The organism is Streptomyces sp. OZ13 (assembly GCF_052068155.1).
In the GTDB taxonomy this organism is placed as follows: Bacteria; Actinomycetota; Actinomycetes; order Streptomycetales; family Streptomycetaceae; genus Streptomyces.
The window spans coordinates 87,780-109,918 of the sequence record NZ_JBQHCZ010000002.1 but is presented as its reverse complement, the minus strand read 5'-3'; the positions used below and the strand labels follow the sequence as shown (position 1 = coordinate 109,918).

Here is a 22,139-nt window from a genome sequence, read left to right as displayed (position 1 = left end):
TCGGTGGTGTGGGGGGCGCCGGCCCCCGCCAAACCTTCTCCCTCTCCTCGGGAGGGGGCTGGCGGCGTCAGCCCCATGGGGTCCAGGGCCTGCCCCGGTATCGGGGAAGGGGCGGGGTGGGGAAAGGCCCGCGCGGCGGCAAGGGGCCGCGCCGCGTATGGCTGTGGGGAGGTGCGAGGGCGTCAGCACCGGGAAGGGGAAGGGGCGTCGGCCCCCGTGGGGCCCGGGGCCTGCCCCGCCACGCGGCGGAGCCGCACATCGGTGCGGCGGGAAGGGGCGGGGTGGGGGATGGCTCCGCGCAGCGGAGATCAGTTGACGTGGGCCGCGATGGCCCTCGCGCACGCCAGGGATTCGGTGTGCGTCGTGTCGACCTCCACGTCGTAGGACACCCCCCGGTGAACCGCGTCCGCCTGTGAGGCGGCCATGCCCTGGACCCGGTCTCCCCGTGCGATCTCACGGCCGGCGGCGACCGCGCTCTCGCATCTGACGCCCACCCACAGCACGGGCAGACCGCCCAGTGCCTTCTGCCACCGCTGTTGTGACGCCGCTCCGCCGAGGAAGACGTCGTCGACGATGATTCGCGCGCCTGCGCGGGCCATCGCCACGATGCCCTCGGTCCAGGCCGCCTCCAGCGCCCTGAAGTCCGCGCCGACGCTCACTCGGCCGTCCGCCGCGATCTCGAGCCCCGCGTCCGACGCCTGCACCTTCGCGGGCAGCGCGTCGACGAACGAGTCGACCCCGAACGCCGGCCAGGGATCCGGCAGTACGGCCTGGAGGCACCGCACGATCCCGGACTTCCCCGAGCTGGAACCGCCATTCAGAATGATCATTCGAGTTGTCACCGCGCCACAGTAGGGGCGCCTCCCGGGGACGCGAAACGAATTTCGGATGCGCGTCGATCACGGGGAGCGGCGGGTTCCTCCCGGCGCTCGCCCCGGGAACGCACGTGCCCCGGCCGGGGGCCGGGGCGCGTGGCGTGACAGGTGTTGCTACTTCATGCCGGACGTCTTGATCGACTCGACGATCTGCCGCTGGAAGGTGAAGAACAGCGCCAGCATCGGGAGGGCCGCGACCGTCGCCGCCGCCAGGATGTAGTTCCAGTTGGAGAGGTACTGCGTCTGGAACGAGGCGATCCCGAGCTGGACCACCGTGAGGCTCTGGTCGCTGGTGGCGACCTGCGGCCAGACGAAGGCGTTCCAGTTGGCGAGGAAGAAGAACACCGCCAGCGCGGAGAGGATCGGCCGGGACATCGGCAGCACGATGTTCCAGTAGACGCGCCAGTGCCCGCAGCCGTCGATTACCGCGGCCTCCTCGAGTTCCTTGGGCAGCCCCAGATAGAACTGGCGGAGCAGGAAGATGCCGAAGGCGTTGAAGATGGCCGGGACGATCAGTCCCGCGTAGCTGTCCAGCAGGCCCAGTTCACGGGCGACGATGAACAGCGGGATGAGCACCACGGGCGCGGTGACCAGGAGGGTGGAGAAGATCGCCATGAAGATCTTCTCGCGGCCGGGGAACCGCAGCCGTGCCAGCGCGTACGCGGCCATCGAGTGGAACAGCAGCGCGGCGATCGTGATGACGGCCGAGATGAAGAAGCTGTTCCAGAGGTAGCGGACGAACGGGACCTCGGTGAAGACGTAGACGAAGTTCTGGACCGTGAACTCCGTGGGGATCAGGTTGCCGTCGGTCACCGTCGAGCGGGACTTGAAGGCCGCGGACACCATCCACAGCACCGGCAGGACGCTGATGACCGCCGCGAAGGCGGCCAGCGCGGTCAGGCCGACGCGTCCGGACAGCAGCCGCCGGCCGCCCACCGCGTTCACTTCACTCGCCATCGTCGAACCTCCCGCCTCTCGTGAGCTTGAAGATCACCGCGGAGCAGACGACCATGATCAGCACCAGGAACGAGCCCATGGCCGACGCATAGCCGTACTCCCCGAATCCGAACGCCTGCTGGTAGATGTAGAAGATCGCCAGCGAGGTGCCGTTGGCGGGGCCGCCGTTGGTGAGGACGAAGATCAGGTCGAGTCCGCCGGTGATGGCGGCGACCGTCGACATCAGCAGGACGAAGAAGCTGGTGGGGCGCAGCAGCGGCCAGGTGATGGTGCGGAACGTGGTCCACGGCCCGGCGCCGTCGATCTTCGCGGCCTCGTAGTACTCCTTGGGGATCTCCTGGAGCCCCGCAAGGAAGATGATCATGTAGTAGCCCATCATCACCCACACCATGACGGCGATGACGCAGCCCAGTGCGAGGGTGGGATCTCCCAGCCACGACTCGCCCTCGAGGCCGATGGCCCGCATGGCCGGGTTGACGGCGCCGACCTGCTCGTCGAGGAGGAACTTCCAGAGCACGCCGACGACGACCAGGCTGACGACGTACGGCAGGAAGAGCGCGGTGCGGTAGGCACCCATGCCGGGGAGCTTCTGCTTGACGAGCAGCCCGAGGCCGAGGCTCACGCAGAACAGGACGGGGACGAGGATCACGACGTAGAGGCCGGTGACCTTCATCGAGTCCCAGAACAGCGGGTCGTCGATCATGCGCTCGTAGTTGCCGAGCCCGATCCACTCGTAGCTGCCGAAGCCGCTGACCTGGAAGAAGCTCAGGAAGATGGAGAGCACCATCGGGATGCCGACGAAGAGCGTCAGGCCGATGGCGTCCGGCGCCAGGAAGAGGCCGGCGGCGATCCACTCGCGCTGCTTGCGGCCGAGTCCGCGCCGGGGCGGTGCGGGCGCCGGGGCCGCGGGCGCGGCGGCGGGCCGGTGGTCCTGTGCGGCGACACTGCTCATATCAGGCTCGCCCCCTGGTAGCTCTTGGCGTAGGCCGCGATCGACTCGGCGGCTCTTTCTGTCTCACTCGCCACGCTGCGGCCGGCGAGCATGGTGCCCTGGATGGCGTCGGAGATCGCCTTGTAGACGACCGGTGGGTAGCGCGGTTCGGCGCGGCCGCCCGGGAACACCTCGTCCTTGAACTTCTTCATCGCCTCGGAGTCGTAGCCGCCCTTGGCGGCGCCGCGTTGGAGGGCGGTGGCGCGGGGCGCCACGTCCGACTTGGCGCGGGTGCACCAGTCGACCATCCGGTCGATGGAGTCGTCGCTCATGGTTCCGAGTGCCCAGGCGCAGAACTCGGCCGCGGCGTCCGGGTTGCGGCCCTGCGCGTTGGCGCAGAAGGACCAGCCGCCGAGTGCGGTGGTGTACTCGCCGCCCTCGGGTGCGGGGAGCTTGAAGACCCCGTACCGGTAGTCGGGGGCGTACGCCTTGAAGCTGGAGACCTGCCAGATGCCCTGCTGCCACATCGCGACGTTCCCCGCCTTGAAGGCGCTGATGACGTCGCCGGCGGCGGGAAGGGTCCGCGGCGTGATGCCGTGGCGTACCGAGTCCTGCCAGAACTGAAGGGCCTGGCGGGTGGCCGGGGAGTCGAAGGCGACGTTGCCCTGCTTGTCGAGGACGTCGCCGCCGCCCTGCCACATCCACGGGTACCAGGTGAAGTTCTGGTAGTAGCCGGGGTTGGTCTCGAAGACGAGGCCGGCGCGGGTCTTCGTGCGCAGCTTGTCCCCGATGTCGAGCATCTGGTCCCAGGTGGTGGGGATGTCGGCCTCGGACAGTCCGGCCTTCTCCCAGGCGTCGACGGCGTAGAACATCGACAGCGGTTCGACCTCCATGGGGAGGGCGTAGACCTTGCCGTCGACGGTACGGCTGTCGAGCGCGGTACCGAAGTCGGCGACGGCTTCCTTGTCCATGTGCGGGGTGAGGTCGGCGAGGACGCCGCCGTTGTAGTAGCGCAGGAAGTCCCCGGGGCTGAGCAGGAAGATGTCCGGGCCCTGGCCGGTGGCGAAGGCGGAGGGCAGCTTGAAACCGTTGAGGTAGGTCGGCTGGGGGAGGTACACCAGCTCGATCTTGGTCTTATGGGTGGCGTTCCACCGGTCGACCATGTCGACGAACCACTTGGACTGGGCGTTGACGGCCGGGTCGGGCGACCGTTGCGGTCCGTAGAAGTTCCAGAACTGCAGAGGGCCGTCCTTCGCCTGGGCCGTGCCGCAGCCGCTGAGCAGGCCGGACGCCGCGGTGGCGACGCCCGCGCCGGCCAGCGCGGTGAGGAAACGGCGGCGTGTCGGGGCCGGATGCCCGGCGTCGTTGCCGTGCTGGAGCATGCGCGCGCTCCTGTCGGAGGTGAGAGGGAGAGGTGGGAGCGTGGGGGGTTGTGTTCCTGGTGCGGGTCGTACGGGGGGTCGGGGGCGCGGCTGTCGGCCCCGTCGTTCACCGTGGTCGTCAGTCGACCTCGAGGGTGAGCAGGTCAGGGGTTTGCGGCAGCGAGGTGCTGCTCGGCGCGTCCAGGTAGAACAGGGCGGTGCTCGCGATGTCGTCGCTCGTGTGGCGGTAGCGGTGCGGCAGGCCGTTGCCCTGACCGGGGCCGATGCCCAGGCTCTGCACCGTGATCCGCAGGTCCTCCGAGAAGTGGACGGGGTCGAGAATGTGCCAACGGTACATTCCGAACCGCTGCTGGCTGCTGTAGAGGCCGTCGGGGCGCAGGATCTGGTTCAGGCCGAGGTAGGGCGTGGTGTAGGCGGTGTAGCCCTGGCCGGGGACGTCGAAGTTCCAGGCGCCGCCGAAGTAGTCCTCGGTCCCGGTGCCGCAGATCGTGGGAAACTCCTCGTCACCGTCCATGAAGAACTTCAGCTCGCCCTCGCCCCACCAGCCGGGGCTGTTGACGCCCCAGGCCAGGTAGGTGCCGACGTAGCTGCCCGCGCCGGTGACGCCCTCGAGGAGGGTGTGTTCCTCGCCGAAGGGAACGGGGTGGCTGCGGCGCCACTGCGCGTGGAAGTACGTGGAGTCCTCGGGGACCTCGCCGAGCTCGTAGTCGACCTGGTAGTAGAGGGTCACCGTCTCGGCGGAGAGGTTCTCCAGGGTGATGCGGGCCGCGCGGCGGAACGGCATCGGCCAGTAGGCGTTGAACCCGCCGTTGGGGTTGGCCGCGACCGGGACCGACGACACCTGGCTGAACGTGTTCCACCCGTTGCAGAAGAAGTCGCCGAGCGGCACCTCGACCGCCGGGGTCTCCTCGCCCTCCCAGTGGATGCGCAGCAGGGTGCTGCGCCACGCGGCGTGCGGGGCGGTGGTGCACCACAGGTGGCGGATGGTGCCGGGGCCTTCGATGTCGGCGAGGGTCGCGGTCCCGCCGGCCGCGATGTCGATGCTGGGCGAGATCTTCCAGCCCGGTCCGAGCCGGGAGGCCGCGACCGCCCCCGTCCCCTCGGTGGCCCTGCCGCCGCCCGACTTGGCGCCGGTGAAGTTCTCGGCGCTGATGGAGCGGCTGACGGCACGTGCCTTACGGGAGAGGCCGTCGAGTCCAAAGGTCGTCATGGTTCTGTCTGCTCTCGCGGGGGTGAGGTTCTTGGATGTGCACCGCGTGCCGCACTGCCGGCGGGGGACGCGGGAAAGGACCGAGTACGTCGCTGCGACGCCTGAAATCCATTTCACGGCAAAGTAGGTACAGCCCCGCACCGTGTCAAGGCACCCAGGGCAAGATTCTTCGATTATGCAGGGATCCGATGCGCAGGCCTTGACGCTGAAATCGATTTCTGCCAGCGTGCACGCCATGCTTCGCAACGCAGTCATTGGTGTGGACATCGGCACGTCCAGCAGCAAGGGGGTCCTCGTCGGACTCGACGGCACGCTGCTGCGCTCCGCTGTCAGGGAGCACACCCCCGCACGCCCGGGTCCCGGGCGGTTCGAGATGGACGCCGCCGTGTGGTGGCGTGAGTTCACCGAGCTGACGCGGGAGCTGACCGCCCCGGCCGACGCCGCCGTGATCGCCGTGGGCGTCAGCGGCATGGGCCCGTGCGTCCTGCTCACCGACGAGAACGACGAGCCCCTGCGCCCGGCCGTCCTCTACGGGGTCGACACCCGCGCGGTCCGACAGATCGAACGCCTCGACGAGCAACTGGGCGGCGCGGAGATCCTCGCCCGCTGCGGCTCCGCCCTCACCACGCAGGCGGCCGGCCCCAAGATCGCGTGGGTGGCCGAGGAGGAGCCCGAGCTGTACGCGCGGGCACGCCGCCTGTACATGCCGAGCTCATGGCTGGTGCGCAAGCTCACCGGCGCCTACGTCCTCGACCACCACTCGGCCAGCCAGTGCACACCGCTGTACGACACGACGGCCCAGGAGTGGTACGCGCCCTGGGCACAGGCCGTGGCCCCCGGCATCGAGCTGCCCGCCCTCGCCTGGTCCGGCGAGTCGGCCGGCGTGCTCACCGCCGAGGCGGCACGCGCGGCGAACCTGCCCGCCGGCATCCCCGTCACCACGGGCACCATCGACGCCTGGGCGGAGGCGCTGAGCGTCGGCGCGCAGCGGACCGGCGACCTGATGCTGATGTACGGCACGACGATGTTCCTGATCCACACGGTGCCGAAGCCGCTGACCAGCCCGTCCCTGTGGGGCACCGTGGGAGCGCTTCCCGGCACCCGCAACCTGGCCGGCGGCATGGCCACCTCCGGCGCCGTGACGAATTGGCTGCGCGACCTGGTCGGCGCCGCGGACCATCCCGAGCTGCTGAGCCTCGCGGAGGCGGCGGGCCCCGGCGCCAACGGTCTGCTGATGCTGCCGTACTTCTCCGGCGAACGGACCCCCGTCATGGACCCCGAGGCCCGTGGCGTCATCGCGGGGCTCACCCTGTCCCACACCCGCGGCGACCTCTACCGTGCCGCGCTCGAGGCCACCGGCTTCGGCGTCCGCCACAACATCGAGGTCCTCGAGACCGCCGGCGGCGACATCCGCAGGGTGGTGGCCGTCGGCGGCGGCACCCAGGGCGCCCTGTGGACCCAGATCGTCTCCGACATCACGGGCAGACCGCAGGAGCTGCGGTCCACCTCCATCGGAGCGAGCTACGGCGGCGCGCTGCTCGCCGCGCAGCTGGTCACCGACGCGTCCGTCGACGACTGGAATCCCGTCCGGCGGACCGTCACGCCCAGGGCGGAGAACGCCGCACGGTACGACGAGCTGTACACGCTCTACCGCCGGCTCTACCCGGACACGGCTGCTGTAGTCCACTCACTCGCCGCACTTCAGGACCGCTGAACCCGGGAAACCCACCCGGCCCGACCCGTACCTCCCGCAACACACTACGGAGACCGAGAGCGCATGACCTCCTACACCCTCCCCGAGCCGCACCGGGCACCCGCCGCGGAGCCCGGCACCGTCTACACCGTGGCCAGCGGCGACCTGCGCCCCAGCGCCAACACCACCTGCTGGCCCGCCCAGCAGAAGCTCGAGAGCGACCTGGCCGCGGCGCTCGCCGATCTCGGCCGGCAGGTCCGGCGCGGGCACGAGGTCGACCCGGAGAAGGGCCACGGCTTCATCGACAGCCAGCGCGCCGGCATCGAGGTCTTCAAGAACATCCCCAGGGACGCCCCGCTGATCGTCGTCGAGGGCGTCTGGCAGTACAGCCACCACGTGATCGCCGGCCTGCGCAGCCACCGCGGGCCGATCCTCATCGTCGCCAACTGGAACGGCGAGTACCCGGGCCTGGTCGGCCTGCTGAACCTCGCGGGCAGCCTCACCAAGGCGGACATCGCCTACTCGGTCCTGTGGAGCGTCGACTTCACCGACGAGTGGGCGCGGCAGGGGCTGCGCACCTGGCTGGAGACCGGCACCCTCGTCCATGACACCGGCCACGTCCGCGACCTGCCGGCCCTCCCCGAGGACCCGGAGACGGAGCTCGGTGTGGCGCTGGCCCGGCAGCTGCGCGAGGAGAAGGCGATCATCGGCGTCTTCGACGAGGGCTGCATGGGCATGTACAACGCCATCATCGACGACGAGCTGCTCAACCCCCTCGGCATCTACAAGGAGCGCCTGTCCCAGAGCGCCCTGGTGGCCGAGATGCGCAAGGTCTCCGACGAGGAGGCCCGGGCCGTGCGGGTGTGGCTCGACAAGGCGGGGATGACCTTCCACACCGGCACGGACGAGGCGACGGAGCTGACCGACGCCCAGTTGCTCAGCCAGTTCAAGATGTACATAGCCGCGCTGCGCATCTCCGACGACTTCGGTCTCGACGCCGTCGGCATCCAGTACCAGCAGGGCCTCAAGGACATGGTCCCGGCGAGCGACCTGGCGGAGGGCCTGCTCAACAACGTCCAGCGGCCGCCGGTGCTGAGCCGCGACGGCGCGCGCGAGCTGTACGCGGGGGCGCCGCTGCCGCACTTCAACGAGGTCGACGAGGGCGTGGCCGTCGACTCCCTGGTCACCAACCGGATCTGGAGGGCGATGGGGCTCGACCCGGCCACGACGCTGCACGACATCCGGTGGGGCGAGGAGTACGAGGGCCGCTTCGTGTGGGTCTTCGAGATCTCGGGGTCCGTGCCCGCGTCCCACAACGGCGGATACGACAAGTCGTGGAGCATGCGCCAGCCGCCCATGTTCTTCCCGCTCGGCGGCGGCACGCTCAGCGGCGTCTCCAAGCCGGGTGAGGTCGTCTGGTCGCGTGTCTTCCTGATGGACGGGAAGCTCCACGTGGACATGGGCCGTGCGAGCGCGGTGGAACTGCCGGAGGAGGAGACGCAGCGCAGGCTCGAGGCGACGAACCGGCAGTGGCCGATCATGCACGCCGTACTGCACGGCGTCAGCCGCGACCAGTTCATGGCCCGCCACCGCGCAAACCACCTGAACGTGGCATACGCGCCGGACGCGGAGACCGCGGACAAGGCGCTGCGTGCCAAGGCCGCGCTCTTCGCCGAGCTCGGCCTCGAGGTTCACCTGTGCGGGGACGTCGCGCTTTAGCGGCGGTTCGCCGGGTGCTCACGCCAGGAGGGGGCTGTCCGGCGGCAGTCCCCTCCTCGGCGTTCCCCGGCCTCCGTCCCCCGCGTCGCCCGGGCGCCACGGGGCCGGGGAGGCCCGCCCGGCGCATCATCTTCGTCCTCTGACTAGCTCCGACCCCGCGAACAACGGCAGCATGGGGAACAGCGCGGTACATGACCGCGTACGGAGGCGGTGCGCGTTGTCACGGGCGAGTTTTGCGTTCTGCGGGGCCGAGCTGGCCGCTGTCTACGTCCTCACCGAGGGTGGCGACGAGCTGCGGCTGGCCGAGGTCGTCGGTGACCGCGGCGCGGCGTACGCAATGCCGGCCGTCATCGGCCTCGGCAGCCGCTCCCCCGCCACGGACGCCTACCGCGCCGCCCGGCCCCTGTGGCTGAGCCCCGCGGAGCTGGCCGCGTACGCCTCCGGCGACCCCCGTGGAGTGACCCCCGTGGGCCCCGGGACGCTGCCCCCCAAGTTCTCGCTGGGCGCCCTGCCGCTGGGACACGGGGCCGCCAAACTGGGCTGTCTGCTGGTCGCGGGCGAGACGGGGGACGGGTTCGACGCGGACCGCCGCAGCCTGCTGGAGCTCTACGCCGATCAGGTGGCCGCCGGGCTCGAGTCCGTGCCGGCCCGTGTCGTCGGGCGCTCGGGGCCCAGGACGCACCCGGGACCCACGCTGGTACCGCTCCACGGCGGCGCGTTCACCCTGACGCTGGAGACCGGGCACATGGAGGCGGACGAGCGCGTGCTGGAGCTCCTCGGGATCGCCCCGGAGGACTTCGACTCGCGAGTGGAGACACTGTTGTCCTGCGCCGTCCCCGACGACATTCCGGCGCTGATGGCGGTGGTCGAGCCGGGCAGGCTGTCGTCCTCCGGGGAGCAGCTGGCGTTCCGTATCCGCAGGCCGGGCGGTGAGCTGCGCTGGCTGGGTCTGCGCTGCCGGCTGCGGTTCGGCGCCGACGGCATGCCCGAACGGGTGCTCGGCGTCGTCGCGGACGCCGTCTATCTGCGCCCCACCGACGACGAGGTCGCCATCGTGCAGGGGCTGTCCGCCCGGCTGGCGGGGGCGAGCACCGTGCGGGACGTCAGCCGCATGGTCGTCGACGCTCTGCGTCAGCCCTTGGACGCGAGCCGGATCGCCGTCGCGGAGCTGGACGCCGACCGGCTGCTGGTCACCATCCTCGACCCGCCGGAGCCCGACGCGTGGCCGGGCGTGTGGCAGACGGAGTGGCGGTCCGAGTGGCCGGACGCGTCGTGCCACTCGCTGCCCACGCTGCAGAACGCGCTGCGGGACGGCCATATGAGCCTGTGGCCGCCCGGCGCCGACCTGGAACAGGGTCTCATCGGCATCGGCCCCGGCGGACTGGCGGTCGTCCCGCTCCCGGCCGACGGACGCCTCATCGGCGTGTGCCTGGTGGGCTGGGACACCGAGCACGAGTTCGCCCCTGAGGAGCGGTCGCTGCTGACGGCGGTCGCCGGACTGGTCGGCAACGCCCTCAGGCGTGCCCACGCCCTGGACGCGGGGCACGAGCTGGCGAGGATGCTCCAGCGCAGCCTGCTGCCCCGCAAGCTTCCGGTGCTGCCCGGCGGCGTCGCGGTCGCCCGCTATCTGCCCGCGACCGTGGGGCTGGAGGTCGGCGGCGACTGGTACGACGTGATCCCGCTGTCCGACGGGCACGTGGCACTCGTCATCGGCGACGTGCAGGGGCACAGCGCCGCAGCCGCCACCATCATGGGCCAGATGCGTACGGCGGTCCGCGCCTACGCGGTGGAGGGCCATCCCCCGGACGTGGTCGTCTCGCGCGCCAACCGGCTGCTCGTCGGCATGGAGACGGACCTCTTCGCCACCTGCCTGTACGTCGATCTGGACATGGAGGAGGGCATCGCCATCTTCGTCCGGGCCGGGCACCTGCCGCCCTTGCTGCGCCATCCGGACGGCAGGACGGAGGAGCTGGTGGTGGAGGGCGGGCCGCCGCTGGGTGTGCTCGCGGACGCCGAGTTCACCATGACAGAGGCGGGGCTGGCCCCCGGCACCCTGCTCACGCTGCTCACCGACGGCCTGGTGGAGTCGTCGCAGCTTCCCCTGGAGGACGGCATGCGCCGCGTGGGCGAAGCCCTCGGCGCCGCGGACCCGTCGGACATCGGGCGGGTGGCCGACGAACTCCTCGGCACCGCCGACGGGCGCGACGACGACGTCGCGGTGCTGCTGATGCGCTACGACGGGTCCCGGGTGCGTCCGCTTCGGACCCACTGGACGGTGTGGCGTCTCACGAACGCCGTGCTCCACGCCCGGCGTTTCGCCGCGCGCACACTGCGTTCCTGGGGGGTGGCGGACGAGGTGGACATCGCGCTGCTGGTGGTGTCCGAGCTCGTCACCAACGCCATCGCCCACACCCAGGGCGAAGTGGGACTGGACCTGACGCTGTCGTCGGACCGGCTGCGGATCGCCGTGAACGACACCTCGCCCCGCTCCCCGGTGATCCCGGCGGACCTCGACTGGGAGGCGACGGGCGGCCGCGGTCTGCTCATCGTCGAGGCGACGACGGCATCCTGGGGCTCGCTGCCGCTGAGCGGCGGCAAGCAGGTGTGGGCGGAGATCGAGGTGTCGGGCACCGGGAGGTGACATCGGGGCCGACAGGTTCTCGAACCCACCTCCCGGCCAGGGCCGTTCGGGCCGGTCGGCCGCCGGCGCAGGGGAGAAGGGGGTCCGCGAACGGAGCCGCCCCGCGGCATTGCCACGCCGGAGTTCAGCGGATAGCGACGCGGGCGTCGCCCCTCACGTCCCCGACGGCCGCGGCTGCTCCGGCGGGACCGAGCTCTCTGCCGCCTCCATCCACTGGTCCAGGTCGGCCTGGGTGAACTCCGTCCACGGTGGCATCTCGGGAAGCCGGCGGAGGAGGTCGTAGGCCTCGGGGATCTGCGGGCCGCGGAGGACCGGGGTGTGGCAGCCGGCGATGACCTCGGCGTTCAGGTGCTGGAAGTCGGTGACGACCGACCCGAACTTCCGGGTGTCCGCCAGGGCGACCCACGGGGAGACCAGCCGTCCGCCGAAGAGCTGGCCGTCGCGGAATTCGTCCGGGGACAGCGCCGCTGCCTCGGGCACGGGGGCCGGCACGTTGGTGGCGAAGGTGTCGACGGCCCACAGGACGTCGGTCTTCGAGTCGAAGAGGGCGCGGGTCGTGGGGTTGTCGTACAGGGGCGGTCGTTTGGCGACCAGGGTGCGGTCGCCCGCGTCGATGGTGTCGCCGTCGGTCATGAAGCGGCACCGGTTGACGGGGGTCTCCCACTCCTCGGCCATGCGGCCGATGGAGAACCATGTCGTCAGCAGGGTCGCGTTCGGGCATTGGGCGAGGGCCGCCAGAAGGTTGCCGGCGTGGTCGCGGTCGTCGTGGGTGAGGAAGATCCACCGTACGTCCAGGGGATCCACGACCGACCAGGCTGCCTCCAGCCACTGGGAGCGCACCGCGGGCGCCCCGGTGTCCACAAGGACCGGTTCGGCTCCGCGGATCACCATCGAGTTCATCGGGAAGTGGCCGACCGGCGGGGCGTCGAGGGCCCACGGGATGACGAACGTCTCCTCGGCGATCTTGTACGGCTGCAGAAGGTTGAACGTTTCCAAGGTGGTCATCGCTGCTCTCCCTCGGGTGGAGTCGATGCAGCGTCGATGAATCCAGTGCAGCCCCGTGCCGGGGCCGTCGTCAAGCGTCGAACGCGTGACGGCCGACTTCGGTGAGCGACGGCGGGTGCGCGGCGGCGCCGGGGCTCACCCCGGCAGGCGTACGGCGCAGGCGGCCGTGTGGCCCGGTGGGACCGGGACGTCGGTGAGCGACCAGCCGGGCAGGGCCGCCGGGGTGGGGCCGGCTCCCACATATGTGACCGCGGGGTCCTCGGCGAGGCCGATGCCGACGCCTTTGAGGTACGCCTCCTTCCGGGTCCAGCAGCGGCCGACCGAGGCGGGACGGGCCCCCTGCGGTACGGCGGCCAGCTCCGCGCGCTCACGCGGGTGCAGCATGGCGCCGATCTCGGCCGCCGCCTCCGGGGACGGGTCGGCCTCCACGTCGACGCCGACGGGGGTGTCCGCGAAGGCGAGGAGGGCGAGGTCGCCGGAGTGCGCGAGGGAGAAGTGGAAGGGCGCGTCCGCCACGGCCGGGCGGCCGTGCGGCTCGCCGCAGCCGGGGCACGGCTCACGGACGAGGCCGACGGCTGCCGGGTCCTCGTCCAGGTACGCGCCGAGCAGGCGCCTCAGCACCACGTGCGCGACGCGGTACCGGTCGCGGTCGCGATCCCGCACGAACGCCCGGGCCCGGGCCCGCTCCTCGGCGTCGAGCAGCCACTCGTCCGCGGCGGCCCGTGCGGCGTACTCGCTCGCCCGCACGCACCACAGGCGTGGTCCCGGACCGGCGTCCCAGCCCCGGGGCAGCCGGTCCGTGCCCGTGCCGAGGAGGACCGGGACATCGCTGGGCGGTGCGCCGCGGGCCGGGTCACGCGTGAGCACACCCTGCACGGTCATGCTCCGGAGGCTGCGGGGCGCCGCTCGTGGCCGTCGACGAACGTCGCCACGACCTCGATGTCGCCGATGCGCGAGGTGCTGACGCGGCGCGGGTCGTCCCCCAGAACGACCAGGTCGGCGCGTCTGCCGGGGGCGAGGGTGCCCGCGCTGTCCTCCCAGTGGCAGGCGTAGGCGGCGTCGACGGTGTAGGAGCGCAGTGCCTCTTCCACGGTGATGCCCTCGTCCGGGCCGATCAGCCGGCCGGACACGGAGGCGCGCTCGACCATGAACTGGACGGCCCGCAGCGGTGATCCGTCGGTGACCGGACGGTCGGAGCTGCCCACCAGGTTGATGCCGTGGTCGAGGAACGCCCTGCCTCGGTAGAGCCACGGGGCCCTGTCCTCGCCCATGACGGACGCGTAGTCGTCACCGAAGTAGCGAAGGAAGTTGGGCTGGACGACGGCGCTCGCGCCGAGCCGTGCGAGCCGGGGAAGCTGGTCGGGCCGGATCAGGCCCGCGTGTTCGATGCGGTGGCGGGCGCCGGGGCGAGGACGGAGGCGCTGTGCCCGTTCCAGGGCGTCGAGCGCCAGGTCGGCAGCGCGGTCGCCGATCGCGTGGACGGCCAGCTGCCACCCGGCGAGATGACCGTCCACGATGGTGTCCGCGATGCGCTCCGGATCGTCCTGGAACTCTCCGGTGTGTTCCATGCCGTGGTACGGGGCGGTGAGCGCGGCGGTCCGGGCCATCATGCCGCCGTCGGTGTAGACCTTGAGGGCGCCCACGGACAGCCAGTCGTCGCCGAACCCGGTACGCAGGCCGAGGTCGAGGGCGCGGGGTATGCCGTCGGAGCGGTGGGAGCCGACGGGGCGCAGCGTGTCCGCGGCCACCATGAGCTGGACCCGCAGGGGCAGTCGGCCCTGGTCCCGCAGGAGTTGGTAGGCGCCGAGCTCGACGGGACTGTGGCCGAGGAGGCCGCCCCCGATGCCGGCCTCCGCGCAGGCCGTGACGCCTTCGTCCAGGCAGGTGCGGGCGGCGCGTTCGATCGCGTCGGCGAGTTCCTCCTGCGCGTACGGCAGCCGCAGCCGGCGCGCCGCGGTCATGGCGCTCTCAGCGAGAAACCCGTCCTGGTGCGGGACATCGGCCGGAAGCAGGTCCAGGACGGCGCTGTTGACCACGCAGCCGTGTCCTGAGTCGTGCATGATGAACAGCTTGTGGCCGTCGCTGACCTTGTCCAGTTCGGCGGCGGTCAGATGGCGCCCCAGGGCGCGCTGGTCGTAGCCGCCGATGTCGACCCAGCCGCCGGAGCCCTGGCGTGCGACGGCGTCCGCCACGACCGCGAGCACGTCGTCGACCCGCTCGCACGGGGCGACGCTGGGTGTGCTCGCCTTCAACCCCGCCCAGGCGAGGTGGACATGGGCGTCGATGAATCCGGGGAGCACGGTGGCGCCCTGGAGGTCGATCACCTCGCGTGCGGGCAGCGAGGACACCGCGTCGTCCAGGCCGACGATCCGGCCGCGCCAGATGCCCAGTTCACGGGCGACGGGATGCCGCGGGTCCATGGTGACGATGTTCGCGTTCGTCAGCCTTGTGCAGAGCATGGGCGGTCCGTCCCTAGGATGTCCGGGCCATGGCACGGCGCTTGCGGGCCGTGGGCACCATCAGCGGAGTGCCGGTCTCGGGGTCGTCGATGATCCGGCAGGGCAGGCCGAACACGTCCTCGACCAGCTCCGCGGTCATGATCGCCGCCGGATCGCCCTCCGCGGCGATGACCCCGCCGGCTCTCATGACCACGAGGTGACTGGCGTAGCGGCACGCCTGGTTGAGGTCGTGCAGGACCGCGACGATCGTGTGGCCCTTGCGTTCGTGCAGATCGGCGCAGAGGTCGAGGACCTCCACCTGGTGGGCGATGTCGAGATAGGTGGTCGGTTCGTCGAGCAGGAGGACGGACGTCTGCTGGGCCAGCACCATGGCGAGCCAGACGCGTTGCCGCTGTCCGCCGGAGAGGTCGTCGACGGGACGGTCGGCGAGTTCCAGCACGCCGGTCTGCCGCATCGCGGCGATCACGGCGTCCTCGTCGTAGGCCGTCCACTGCTTCAGCAGCCGCTGGTGCGGGTAGCGGCCCCGGGCCACCAGGTCCCCCACCGTGATGCCGGCCGGCGCTGTCGACGACTGAGGCAACAGGCCGAGCCTGCGGGCGACTTCGCGGGAGCGGTACGACGAGATGGCGGCCCCGTCGAGGTACACCTGTCCGGCTGTCGGCCGCAGCATCCTGGCCAGCGCCTTGAGCAGGGTGGACTTGCCGCAGGCGTTCGGCCCGATGATCACGGTGAACGAGTGGTCGGGTATGACGACCCCGAGCGAGGTGGCCACGGTCCGCTGGTCGTAGGAGAGGGTGAGGTCCTCGGCCCGGAGCCGGGCCGTCGGGGCGGTCGTCGCTGTCATACGCGGCTCTTTCGTGACTCCGTGACGAGCAGCCAGATGAGATACAGCCCGCCGATGGTGCCGGTCGCCGTGCCCACGGGCAGGAGGGCGGGTGAGAAGACGCGCTGCACCGCGAGGTCGCTCCCGGCCAGCATCACGGCGCCCATCAGGGCGGCCGGGACGAGTCCGGGGCCGGGCGACCGGATCAGTTTCCTCGCCACTTGAGGGGCCGCCAGCGCGATGAACCAGATCGGTCCGGTCACCGAGGTGGCGAACGCCGCGAGCGCGACGCTGACGAACAGCAGGGCGACCCGGCTGCGCGTCACGTCGACGCCGAGGGCCGTCGCCGTGTCGTCGCCCATCTCCACCATGGAGAGCCGGCCGGCGAGGCCGAAGGCGAGGGGCAGCAGGACGGCGACGGCCACGCCGATCGCGATCGCGTGGTCCCAGCCGCGGTTGCCCAGGCTGCCGATCAGCCACGCCTGCGCCTCCAGCGCCTCCTGCCAGCTCGCCCGGGTGATCAGGTACGAGTTGACGGCGAGCAGCAGGGCGCTCACCCCGATGCCCATGACGACGAGCCGGAAGCCCTGCAACCCGCCGCCGAACACCAGCAGGTAGACGACGGCGGCGGTGGCCAGCCCTCCGATCAGCGCCCCGACGGCGATCTGGGTCATGCTGCCGTGGAACACGACGATGACGACCAGCGCCCCGGTCGCCGAGCCGTTGGTGAAGCCGATGATGTCCGGGCTGCCGAGGGCGTTACGGGTCAGGCTCTGCAGGAGCGCGCCGCTGACGGCCAGGGCCGCCCCGACGCACAGCGCGGTCACCAGCCTGGGCATGCGCAGGGTGTTGACGATGAAGTCCGCGCCGCCCGATCCGTTGCCCGCGAGCGCCCGGAGCACTTCGCCGACCGACAGTTCGAAGTCGCCGGTGGTCAGGGAGACCCCCATGATCACCACGAGCGCGGCCAGGAGGACCGCCGTCACGGCCAGCGTACGGCCCTGGACGCGCAGGGAGACGCGTCCGCCGCGGGTGCGGACGACACTTCCGCTGATCACGCGGGGCTTCGACGGCTCGGCCCGCCCGTCACGTCCGGTCGGTCCGGTCGCCGGGGTCCCGGACTCGCGTACGGCGTTCACAGCATGGCCGGCTTCCGTCGGCGGCACAGCGCGAGGAACAGCGGAGCACCGAGGAACGCGGTGACGATGCCCACCTGGACCTCGCCGGGGGCGCCGATCACCCGGCCGAGTGTGTCGGCGCCGACGACGAGGATCGGCGCGAGCAGCATCGAGTACGGCAGGAGCCACCGCTGGTCGGGGCCCACGAAGTGACGCGCCACGTGCGGCACCACGAGTCCGACGAACCCGATCGGGCCCGCGGCGGCGGTGGCGGCGCCGCACAGCAGCATCACCGCCAGCGCGCCGAGCGCCCGGGTCCGGCCGACGTTCACCCCCAGCGCACGTCCCAGCTGGTCACCCATGGCCAGCGCGTTCAGCGACGGGGCGAGCGTCAGGGCGATCACGACACCCACCACGACGAAGGGCAGGACGACCCGCACGCTGCCGAAGTCCCGGCCGGCGAGCGCGCCGACCGTCCAGAACCGGAACGTGTCGAACGCCCGCGGATCGAGCAGCAGCACCGCCGAGTTGAAGGCGTAGAGGACGGCCGTCACCGCCGCTCCCGCGACGACGAGCCGGTCGGGGGTGGCCGGCGTCCGGCCCGCGGAGCCGAGCAGGTGGACGACCACGGAGGCGACCGCGGCGCCGGTCAACGCGAACCAGACATGACCGAGGGCCGACCCGACACCGAGGAACGCGATGGCCACGACCACGCCGGTCGAGGCGCCCAGGCTCACGCCGAGGAGACCGGGATCAGCGAGCGGGTTGCGGGTCAGCGCCTGCATCAGCGCCCCCGACAGGCCCAGCGCCGTGCCCACGAGCACGCCGAGCACGGTCCGCGGGATCCGGTAGTCGTGGATGATGACCGCCGCGTCCGAGCCGTCGGGCTGCCACAGCACGCTCCACGTCGAGGTGAAGGGGATGTCCCTGGTGCCGACCCAGACGCTGAGCAGCGAGATCAGGACCAGCACGCCGAGCGCCACGAGGAGTCCGAGGCCGCGCAGCGCCGCCACCGCGGCCCGCCGGGTCGGGGGCGCGGCCGGATCGTCGGCACCGCTTCCGGACGGCGCCCGCGCCTCGACCAACAAGCGATACCCCCTGGTGGCAAATCGCGTAGCACGCAGGCAATGTGACGAAGTCACACAGTGACTTAGGTGAGGCTAACCAACTGTCGCCGGAGGGTCAACGCCCCCGTACTTTCCGCCATTTCACCCGGAGGGAGCCGCTCTTCGGACAGCGGCCTGAACCGGCGCGCCCCGTAGGCGGACCGAAGGAGACTCAGGGCCCGGCCCGGCGAACCGGGAGGCGAATCAGGAGGCGAATCAGGGTAGCCTTACCTGACTTGCCTGCATCTCCTCGGAGGTACCGCATGCTCGACGGAGGACCGACGGGGGGCCAGGTCCTCCGAAGGGCGATCGGCGGCCGGCGTCGCCACATCGCCGCGGCTTCGCTGCTCGGCATGACGCACCAGGCGTGCGAGGCGATGGTCCCCGTCGTCATCGGCATCATCATCGACGACGCGGTGGCGACCGGATCGTCGGGCGCCCTCCTGGCCGGAATCGGACTGCTGGCCGCGCTCTTCCTCGTCCTTTCCACGTGCTACCGGACCGCCGCGAGGATCACCGACGGAGCGGGCGAGCACGCCGCGCACCGGATCCGGCTGGACCTCGGTACCAAGGTGCTCGATCCGCGCGGCGGCGCCGACACGGGCCGGCTCCCCGGTGCGCTGACCGCCGTCGCCACCGGCGACGCCGAGCGGGTCGGCGCCGTCGCGGCAGCGCTCTCGTACGGCGTCTCGGCCGTCGCCGGACTGGCCGTCAGCGCGGTGGTGCTGCTGCGGATCTCGGTACCCCTCGGTCTGCTGATCCTGCTCGGCGTCCCGCCCCTGCTGTGGATCGGCCACCGCATCAGCCGGCCGCTCGAACGGCGCAGCGAGGTAGAGCAGGAGCGCGCCGCCCACGCCTCGGGCGTCGCCGCCGACCTGGTGGCGGGCCTGCGGGTGCTCAAGGGGATCGGGGCGGAGCAGGCCGCGGTGTCCCGGTACCGGCGCACCAGCCAGGACTCCTTGGCGGCGGCCCTGCGCTCGGCCCGCAGCCGGGCCTGGCACGACGGCGCGATCCTCGCCCTCACCGGGGTCTTCATCGCCGCCATCGGGCTGGTCGGCGCGCACCTGGCGATGCGGGGCGAGATCAGCATCGGCGACCTGGTGGCGGCCGTGGGGCTCGCCCAGTTCCTGCTCGGCCCGTTCCAGCTGCTCACCTACGTCAGCGGCGAGTTCGCGCAGGGACGTGCCTCCGCCGACCGGATCGCGGAGGTGCTGGCGTCGCCGCCCGCCGTGCCCGCGGGGACGGCCGCGCTGCCCGGCCCGGTCACCGGCGCACTGCGGCTGCGCGGCGTCACGTACGGGGCGCTGCGCGGCACCGACCTCGACATCGGCGCGGGAAGCCTCGTCGGCGTCGTCACGAGGGACCCGGCCGCGGCGAGCGACCTCCTGCTGTGCCTCGGCCGCGAACTCGATCCCGCAGAAGGGACGGTCGAGCTCGACGGAGTGCCCCTGGCGTCGCTCGCGCCGGCCGAAGTGCGCGGCGTGATCCTCGTCGCCCACCACGACGCGGACCTGTTCGAGAGCAGTCTGCTGGACAACGTACTGGCCGGGCGGGACGGCGGCCCCGTGGACGTCGGGCCGGCGCTGGCGGCCTCGGCGGCGGACGAAGTGGCACGCGCCCTGCCGCAGGGGGTGGACACGATGCTGACCGAGCGCGGCCGGTCACTGTCCGGCGGGCAGCGTCAACGGGTCGCCCTGGCACGGGCACTCGCCGCCGATCCGCCGGTGCTGGTGGTCCACGACCCGACCACGGCGGTCGACACCGTCACCGAGTCGCGGATCGCCGCCCGGCTGAGCGAACTCCGCCGTGGCCGTACGACGATCCTCGTCACGACCAGCCCGGCCCTGCTGGCCGTGACCGACCGTGTGGTGGTGATCGACGAGGGCGCCGTCACGGCGGACAGCCGCCATCCCGATCTCGTCGCCACCGACGAGGCGTACCGCTCGGTGGTGCTGGCGTGACGGCCGCGCAGGGCGGCGCCCCGCACGACGAGGTGGCCCCGCACAACGAGCCGGCCGCAGGGTTCGAAGCTGCCGCCGAACGCGCAGCCGGACCCGGTGAAGCTGCGGCCGAACAGAGAACTGCCCCTTGTGAAGCTGCCGCCGAACGCGGACCGGCACCCGGTGAAGCCGCCGCCGGACGCGCAGCCGCAGACGACGGAGGCCCGACGATGAGTGCGACCGGCACACCCGACCGTGAGCTTCTGCCGATCGCCTCCGGCGCCCGGACCCTCGCCGTCGTCGGCACGCTGCTGCGCGGCCACCGGCTGCTGACCGTGTCCGCGGTGACCGTCCTCGTCCTCGGAACCGGCATCGGCATGCTGACCGCTCCCCTGCTGGGCCGCATCGTCGACCTGGTCGTCGCACAGCGCGGCCCCGGCTCCCTCACGCTGCCGATGCTCCTCCTCGTCACGGTGGCGGCGGCCAGGGGCGTCGCCACCGCGGTCGGCAGCTCGCTCGTCGCCCGGCTCGGCGAGACCGTGCTCGCGAGCCTGCGTGAGCGGTTCGTCGAGCGGGCGCTGCGGCTGCCCCTGCAACGGGTGGAGCGGGCCGGTTCCGGCGACCTGACCTCCCGGGTGACCGGCGACGTGACGCTGATAACGAAGGCGGTGCGCCAGGCACTTCCCGAGTTCAGCGGCGCCGTCCTCACCATCGTGCTCACCCTTGTCGGACTCGCCGTGCTGGACTGGCGTTTCCTGCTCGCCGTCCTGCCGGCCGTACCGGTCCACGTCCTCACCGTGCGGTGGTACATCCCCCGCTCGTCGCCGGTGTACGCGGCACACCGGGTGGCGACCGGCGCGCTCCAGCACCAGCTCCTCGACAGCGTCGGCGGTGTGCGGACCGTGCGGGCGTTCCGGCTGAACGGCAGGCACGCTCAGTTGCTGGAGCAGCGGTCGGGGGACGCGGTCGACCTCGCTCTGCGCGGCATCCGGCTCGTGTCCGGCTTCTTCTCGCGGCTGAACCTCGCCGAGTTCGTCGGTCTGGCGTCGGTACTGGTCACCGGTTTCCTGCTGGTCGGCAACGGTTCCGTGAGCATCGGCACGGCGACCGCGGCGGCGCTCTACTTCCACAGCCTCTTCAACCCGGTCAACGCCGCGCTCTTCCTCATCGACGAGGCGCAGTCGGCCGGTGCGAGCCTCGCCCGCCTGGTCGGCGTGTCGAGCCTGCCGGCCGAGCACGACCCGGCCGGGGCCCCCGTACCGGTCGACGGTTCCGTCAAGGTGTACGGGCTCAGCCACGAGTACGTGCCCGGGCATCCGGTGCTGCGTGAGGTCGACATCGAGGTGCGTGACGGCGAGCGGGTGGCCCTGGTCGGTGCCAGCGGGGCCGGGAAGACCACCCTGGCGAAGCTGATCGCCGGTGTCCATCCGCCGTCCGGCGGCTCGTTCAGCCTCGGCGGCGTCGACGCGGGGGAACTCGGACCGGCCGGCATCCGGCGTGCGGTGACGCTGATCAGCCAGGAGGTCCATGTGTTCGCCGGACCGCTGGCGGAGGATCTGCGGCTGGCGCGGCCCGATGCCACCGAGGAGGAGCTGCGCGGCGCGCTCGCCCGGGTCGACGCGCTGGGGTGGGTGGAGGCGCTGCCGGACGGGCTCGGCACCGTCGTCGGTGAGGGCGGCCACCGCCTCACGGTGACCCAGGCCCAGCATCTGGCCCTGGCCCGCCTGGTCCTCGCCGATCCGCCGATCGCGATCCTCGACGAGGCCACGGCGGACGCGGGCAGCGCCGGCGCCCGCGTCCTGGAAGCAGCCGCGCTCAAGGCACTTGAGGGGCGGACGGCGCTGATGGTGGCCCACCGGCTCCCTCAGGCGGCGACCGCCGACCGTGTCGTGGTCCTCGACGGGGGCCGGGTCGTCGAGACCGGTACGCACGAGGAGTTGGTGGCGGCCGGCGGCCGCTACGGCGCCCTGTGGTCGGCGTGGTCCGACAGCCGCCGTCAGCCGGGGGACGGCGGGGCGTCGAAGACGGCCGCCAAGGCCTGACCGGGGCGCGGTCGGGGAGGCTCCGCGTCTGGATGCCACCGACTTCCGTACTCCCCGAGGGGCGTGGAAGGCCGGCCGTCAGGACCCTGGCGCGGCAACCGTCACAAGCTCGCGCCTCGACGCCGCCGGCTTCCCTGCCCCGACCGGACGTCGTGGACGACCGTCAGCCGGTCCCGGCGCGCGGCGGGGCGCGATCACCGTCCCGCGTGGATGGCCGCGGACTCCCGTGCCCGACGGG

The 22,139-nt window shown here is 71.9% G+C and carries 16 protein-coding genes; 5 read left to right on the top strand and 11 right to left on the bottom strand.

The window, feature by feature from the left end; all coding sequences use genetic code 11:
• Positions 1 to 308: 308 nt before the first annotated feature.
• From cpt to ACTMTU_RS04080, 5 genes are all read right to left on the bottom strand, one after another.
• Positions 309 to 830 carry a chloramphenicol phosphotransferase CPT gene (gene cpt, locus ACTMTU_RS04100; RefSeq protein WP_441262057.1) on the bottom strand — a complete coding sequence of 174 codons (522 nt, stop codon included), beginning with the start codon at positions 828 to 830 and terminating at the stop codon, positions 309 to 311.
• A 159-nt stretch (positions 831 to 989) separates the two neighbouring features.
• A complete protein-coding gene (locus ACTMTU_RS04095; protein ID WP_441262056.1) occupies positions 990 to 1,832 on the bottom strand; it encodes a carbohydrate ABC transporter permease in 843 nt (280 codons plus the stop codon).
• A complete protein-coding gene (locus ACTMTU_RS04090) occupies positions 1,822 to 2,784 on the bottom strand; it encodes a carbohydrate ABC transporter permease (RefSeq protein WP_441262055.1) in 963 nt (320 codons plus the stop codon). The genes ACTMTU_RS04095 and ACTMTU_RS04090 overlap by 11 nt, the downstream gene beginning before the upstream one ends.
• Positions 2,781 to 4,145, bottom strand: coding sequence for an extracellular solute-binding protein (locus tag ACTMTU_RS04085; RefSeq protein WP_441262054.1), 1,365 nt, complete (start codon positions 4,143 to 4,145; stop codon positions 2,781 to 2,783). Before ACTMTU_RS04085 ends, ACTMTU_RS04090 begins: the two co-directional genes overlap by 4 nt.
• 118 nt (positions 4,146 to 4,263) lie before the next feature.
• The gene (locus ACTMTU_RS04080; RefSeq protein ID WP_441262053.1) at positions 4,264 to 5,355 is read right to left on the bottom strand and encodes a glycoside hydrolase family 172 protein; all 1,092 of its coding nucleotides are present in this window, start codon (positions 5,353 to 5,355) and stop codon (positions 4,264 to 4,266) included.
• Positions 5,356 to 5,590: 235 nt separating this feature from the next.
• Between ACTMTU_RS04080 and ACTMTU_RS04075 the strand changes: the two genes are divergently transcribed.
• The 3 genes from ACTMTU_RS04075 (at position 5,591) to ACTMTU_RS04065 (ending at position 11,408) form a co-directional block, all read left to right on the top strand.
• Complete coding sequence (locus ACTMTU_RS04075) at positions 5,591 to 7,069, top strand: FGGY-family carbohydrate kinase (protein ID WP_441262052.1); 1,479 nt, start codon at positions 5,591 to 5,593, stop codon at positions 7,067 to 7,069.
• Positions 7,070 to 7,132: 63 nt separating this feature from the next.
• Positions 7,133 to 8,767 (top strand): fucose isomerase, encoded by a 1,635-nt coding sequence (locus ACTMTU_RS04070; RefSeq protein WP_441262051.1) that lies wholly within the window; start codon positions 7,133 to 7,135, stop codon positions 8,765 to 8,767.
• A gap of 217 nt (positions 8,768 to 8,984) precedes the next feature.
• The gene (locus ACTMTU_RS04065) at positions 8,985 to 11,408 is read left to right on the top strand and encodes a SpoIIE family protein phosphatase (protein ID WP_441262050.1); all 2,424 of its coding nucleotides are present in this window, start codon (positions 8,985 to 8,987) and stop codon (positions 11,406 to 11,408) included.
• Positions 11,409 to 11,561: 153 nt separating this feature from the next.
• Here ACTMTU_RS04065 and ACTMTU_RS04060 read toward each other — a convergent pair whose 3' ends face one another.
• The 6 genes from ACTMTU_RS04060 to ACTMTU_RS04035 form a co-directional block, all read right to left on the bottom strand.
• Positions 11,562 to 12,413, bottom strand: coding sequence for an MBL fold metallo-hydrolase (locus ACTMTU_RS04060; protein ID WP_441262049.1), 852 nt, complete (start codon positions 12,411 to 12,413; stop codon positions 11,562 to 11,564).
• 135 nt (positions 12,414 to 12,548) lie between these two features.
• Positions 12,549 to 13,295: a 4'-phosphopantetheinyl transferase family protein gene (locus tag ACTMTU_RS04055; protein WP_441262048.1), complete on the bottom strand. Its 747-nt coding sequence runs from the start codon at positions 13,293 to 13,295 to the stop codon at positions 12,549 to 12,551.
• Positions 13,292 to 14,872, bottom strand: coding sequence for an amidohydrolase (locus tag ACTMTU_RS04050; protein WP_441262047.1), 1,581 nt, complete (start codon positions 14,870 to 14,872; stop codon positions 13,292 to 13,294). Before ACTMTU_RS04050 ends, ACTMTU_RS04055 begins: the two co-directional genes overlap by 4 nt.
• A gap of 13 nt (positions 14,873 to 14,885) precedes the next feature.
• Positions 14,886 to 15,716, bottom strand: coding sequence for an ABC transporter ATP-binding protein (locus tag ACTMTU_RS04045; protein WP_441262046.1), 831 nt, complete (start codon positions 15,714 to 15,716; stop codon positions 14,886 to 14,888).
• Entirely contained in the window at positions 15,713 to 16,681 is a 969-nt protein-coding gene (locus tag ACTMTU_RS04040) for a FecCD family ABC transporter permease (protein ID WP_441262579.1), read from the bottom strand. The genes ACTMTU_RS04045 and ACTMTU_RS04040 overlap by 4 nt, the downstream gene beginning before the upstream one ends.
• Before the next feature lie 149 nt (positions 16,682 to 16,830).
• Entirely contained in the window at positions 16,831 to 17,901 is a 1,071-nt protein-coding gene (locus tag ACTMTU_RS04035) for a FecCD family ABC transporter permease (protein ID WP_441262045.1), read from the bottom strand.
• Positions 17,902 to 18,182: 281 nt separating this feature from the next.
• On the opposite strand from ACTMTU_RS04035, the gene ACTMTU_RS04030 reads away from it, so the two are divergent.
• Positions 18,183 to 19,880, top strand: coding sequence for an ABC transporter ATP-binding protein (locus tag ACTMTU_RS04030; protein ID WP_441262044.1), 1,698 nt, complete (start codon positions 18,183 to 18,185; stop codon positions 19,878 to 19,880).
• A 209-nt stretch (positions 19,881 to 20,089) separates the two neighbouring features.
• Positions 20,090 to 21,901 (top strand): ABC transporter ATP-binding protein, encoded by a 1,812-nt coding sequence (locus ACTMTU_RS04025; protein ID WP_441262043.1) that lies wholly within the window; start codon positions 20,090 to 20,092, stop codon positions 21,899 to 21,901.
• Positions 21,902 to 22,139: the final 238 nt, after the last annotated feature.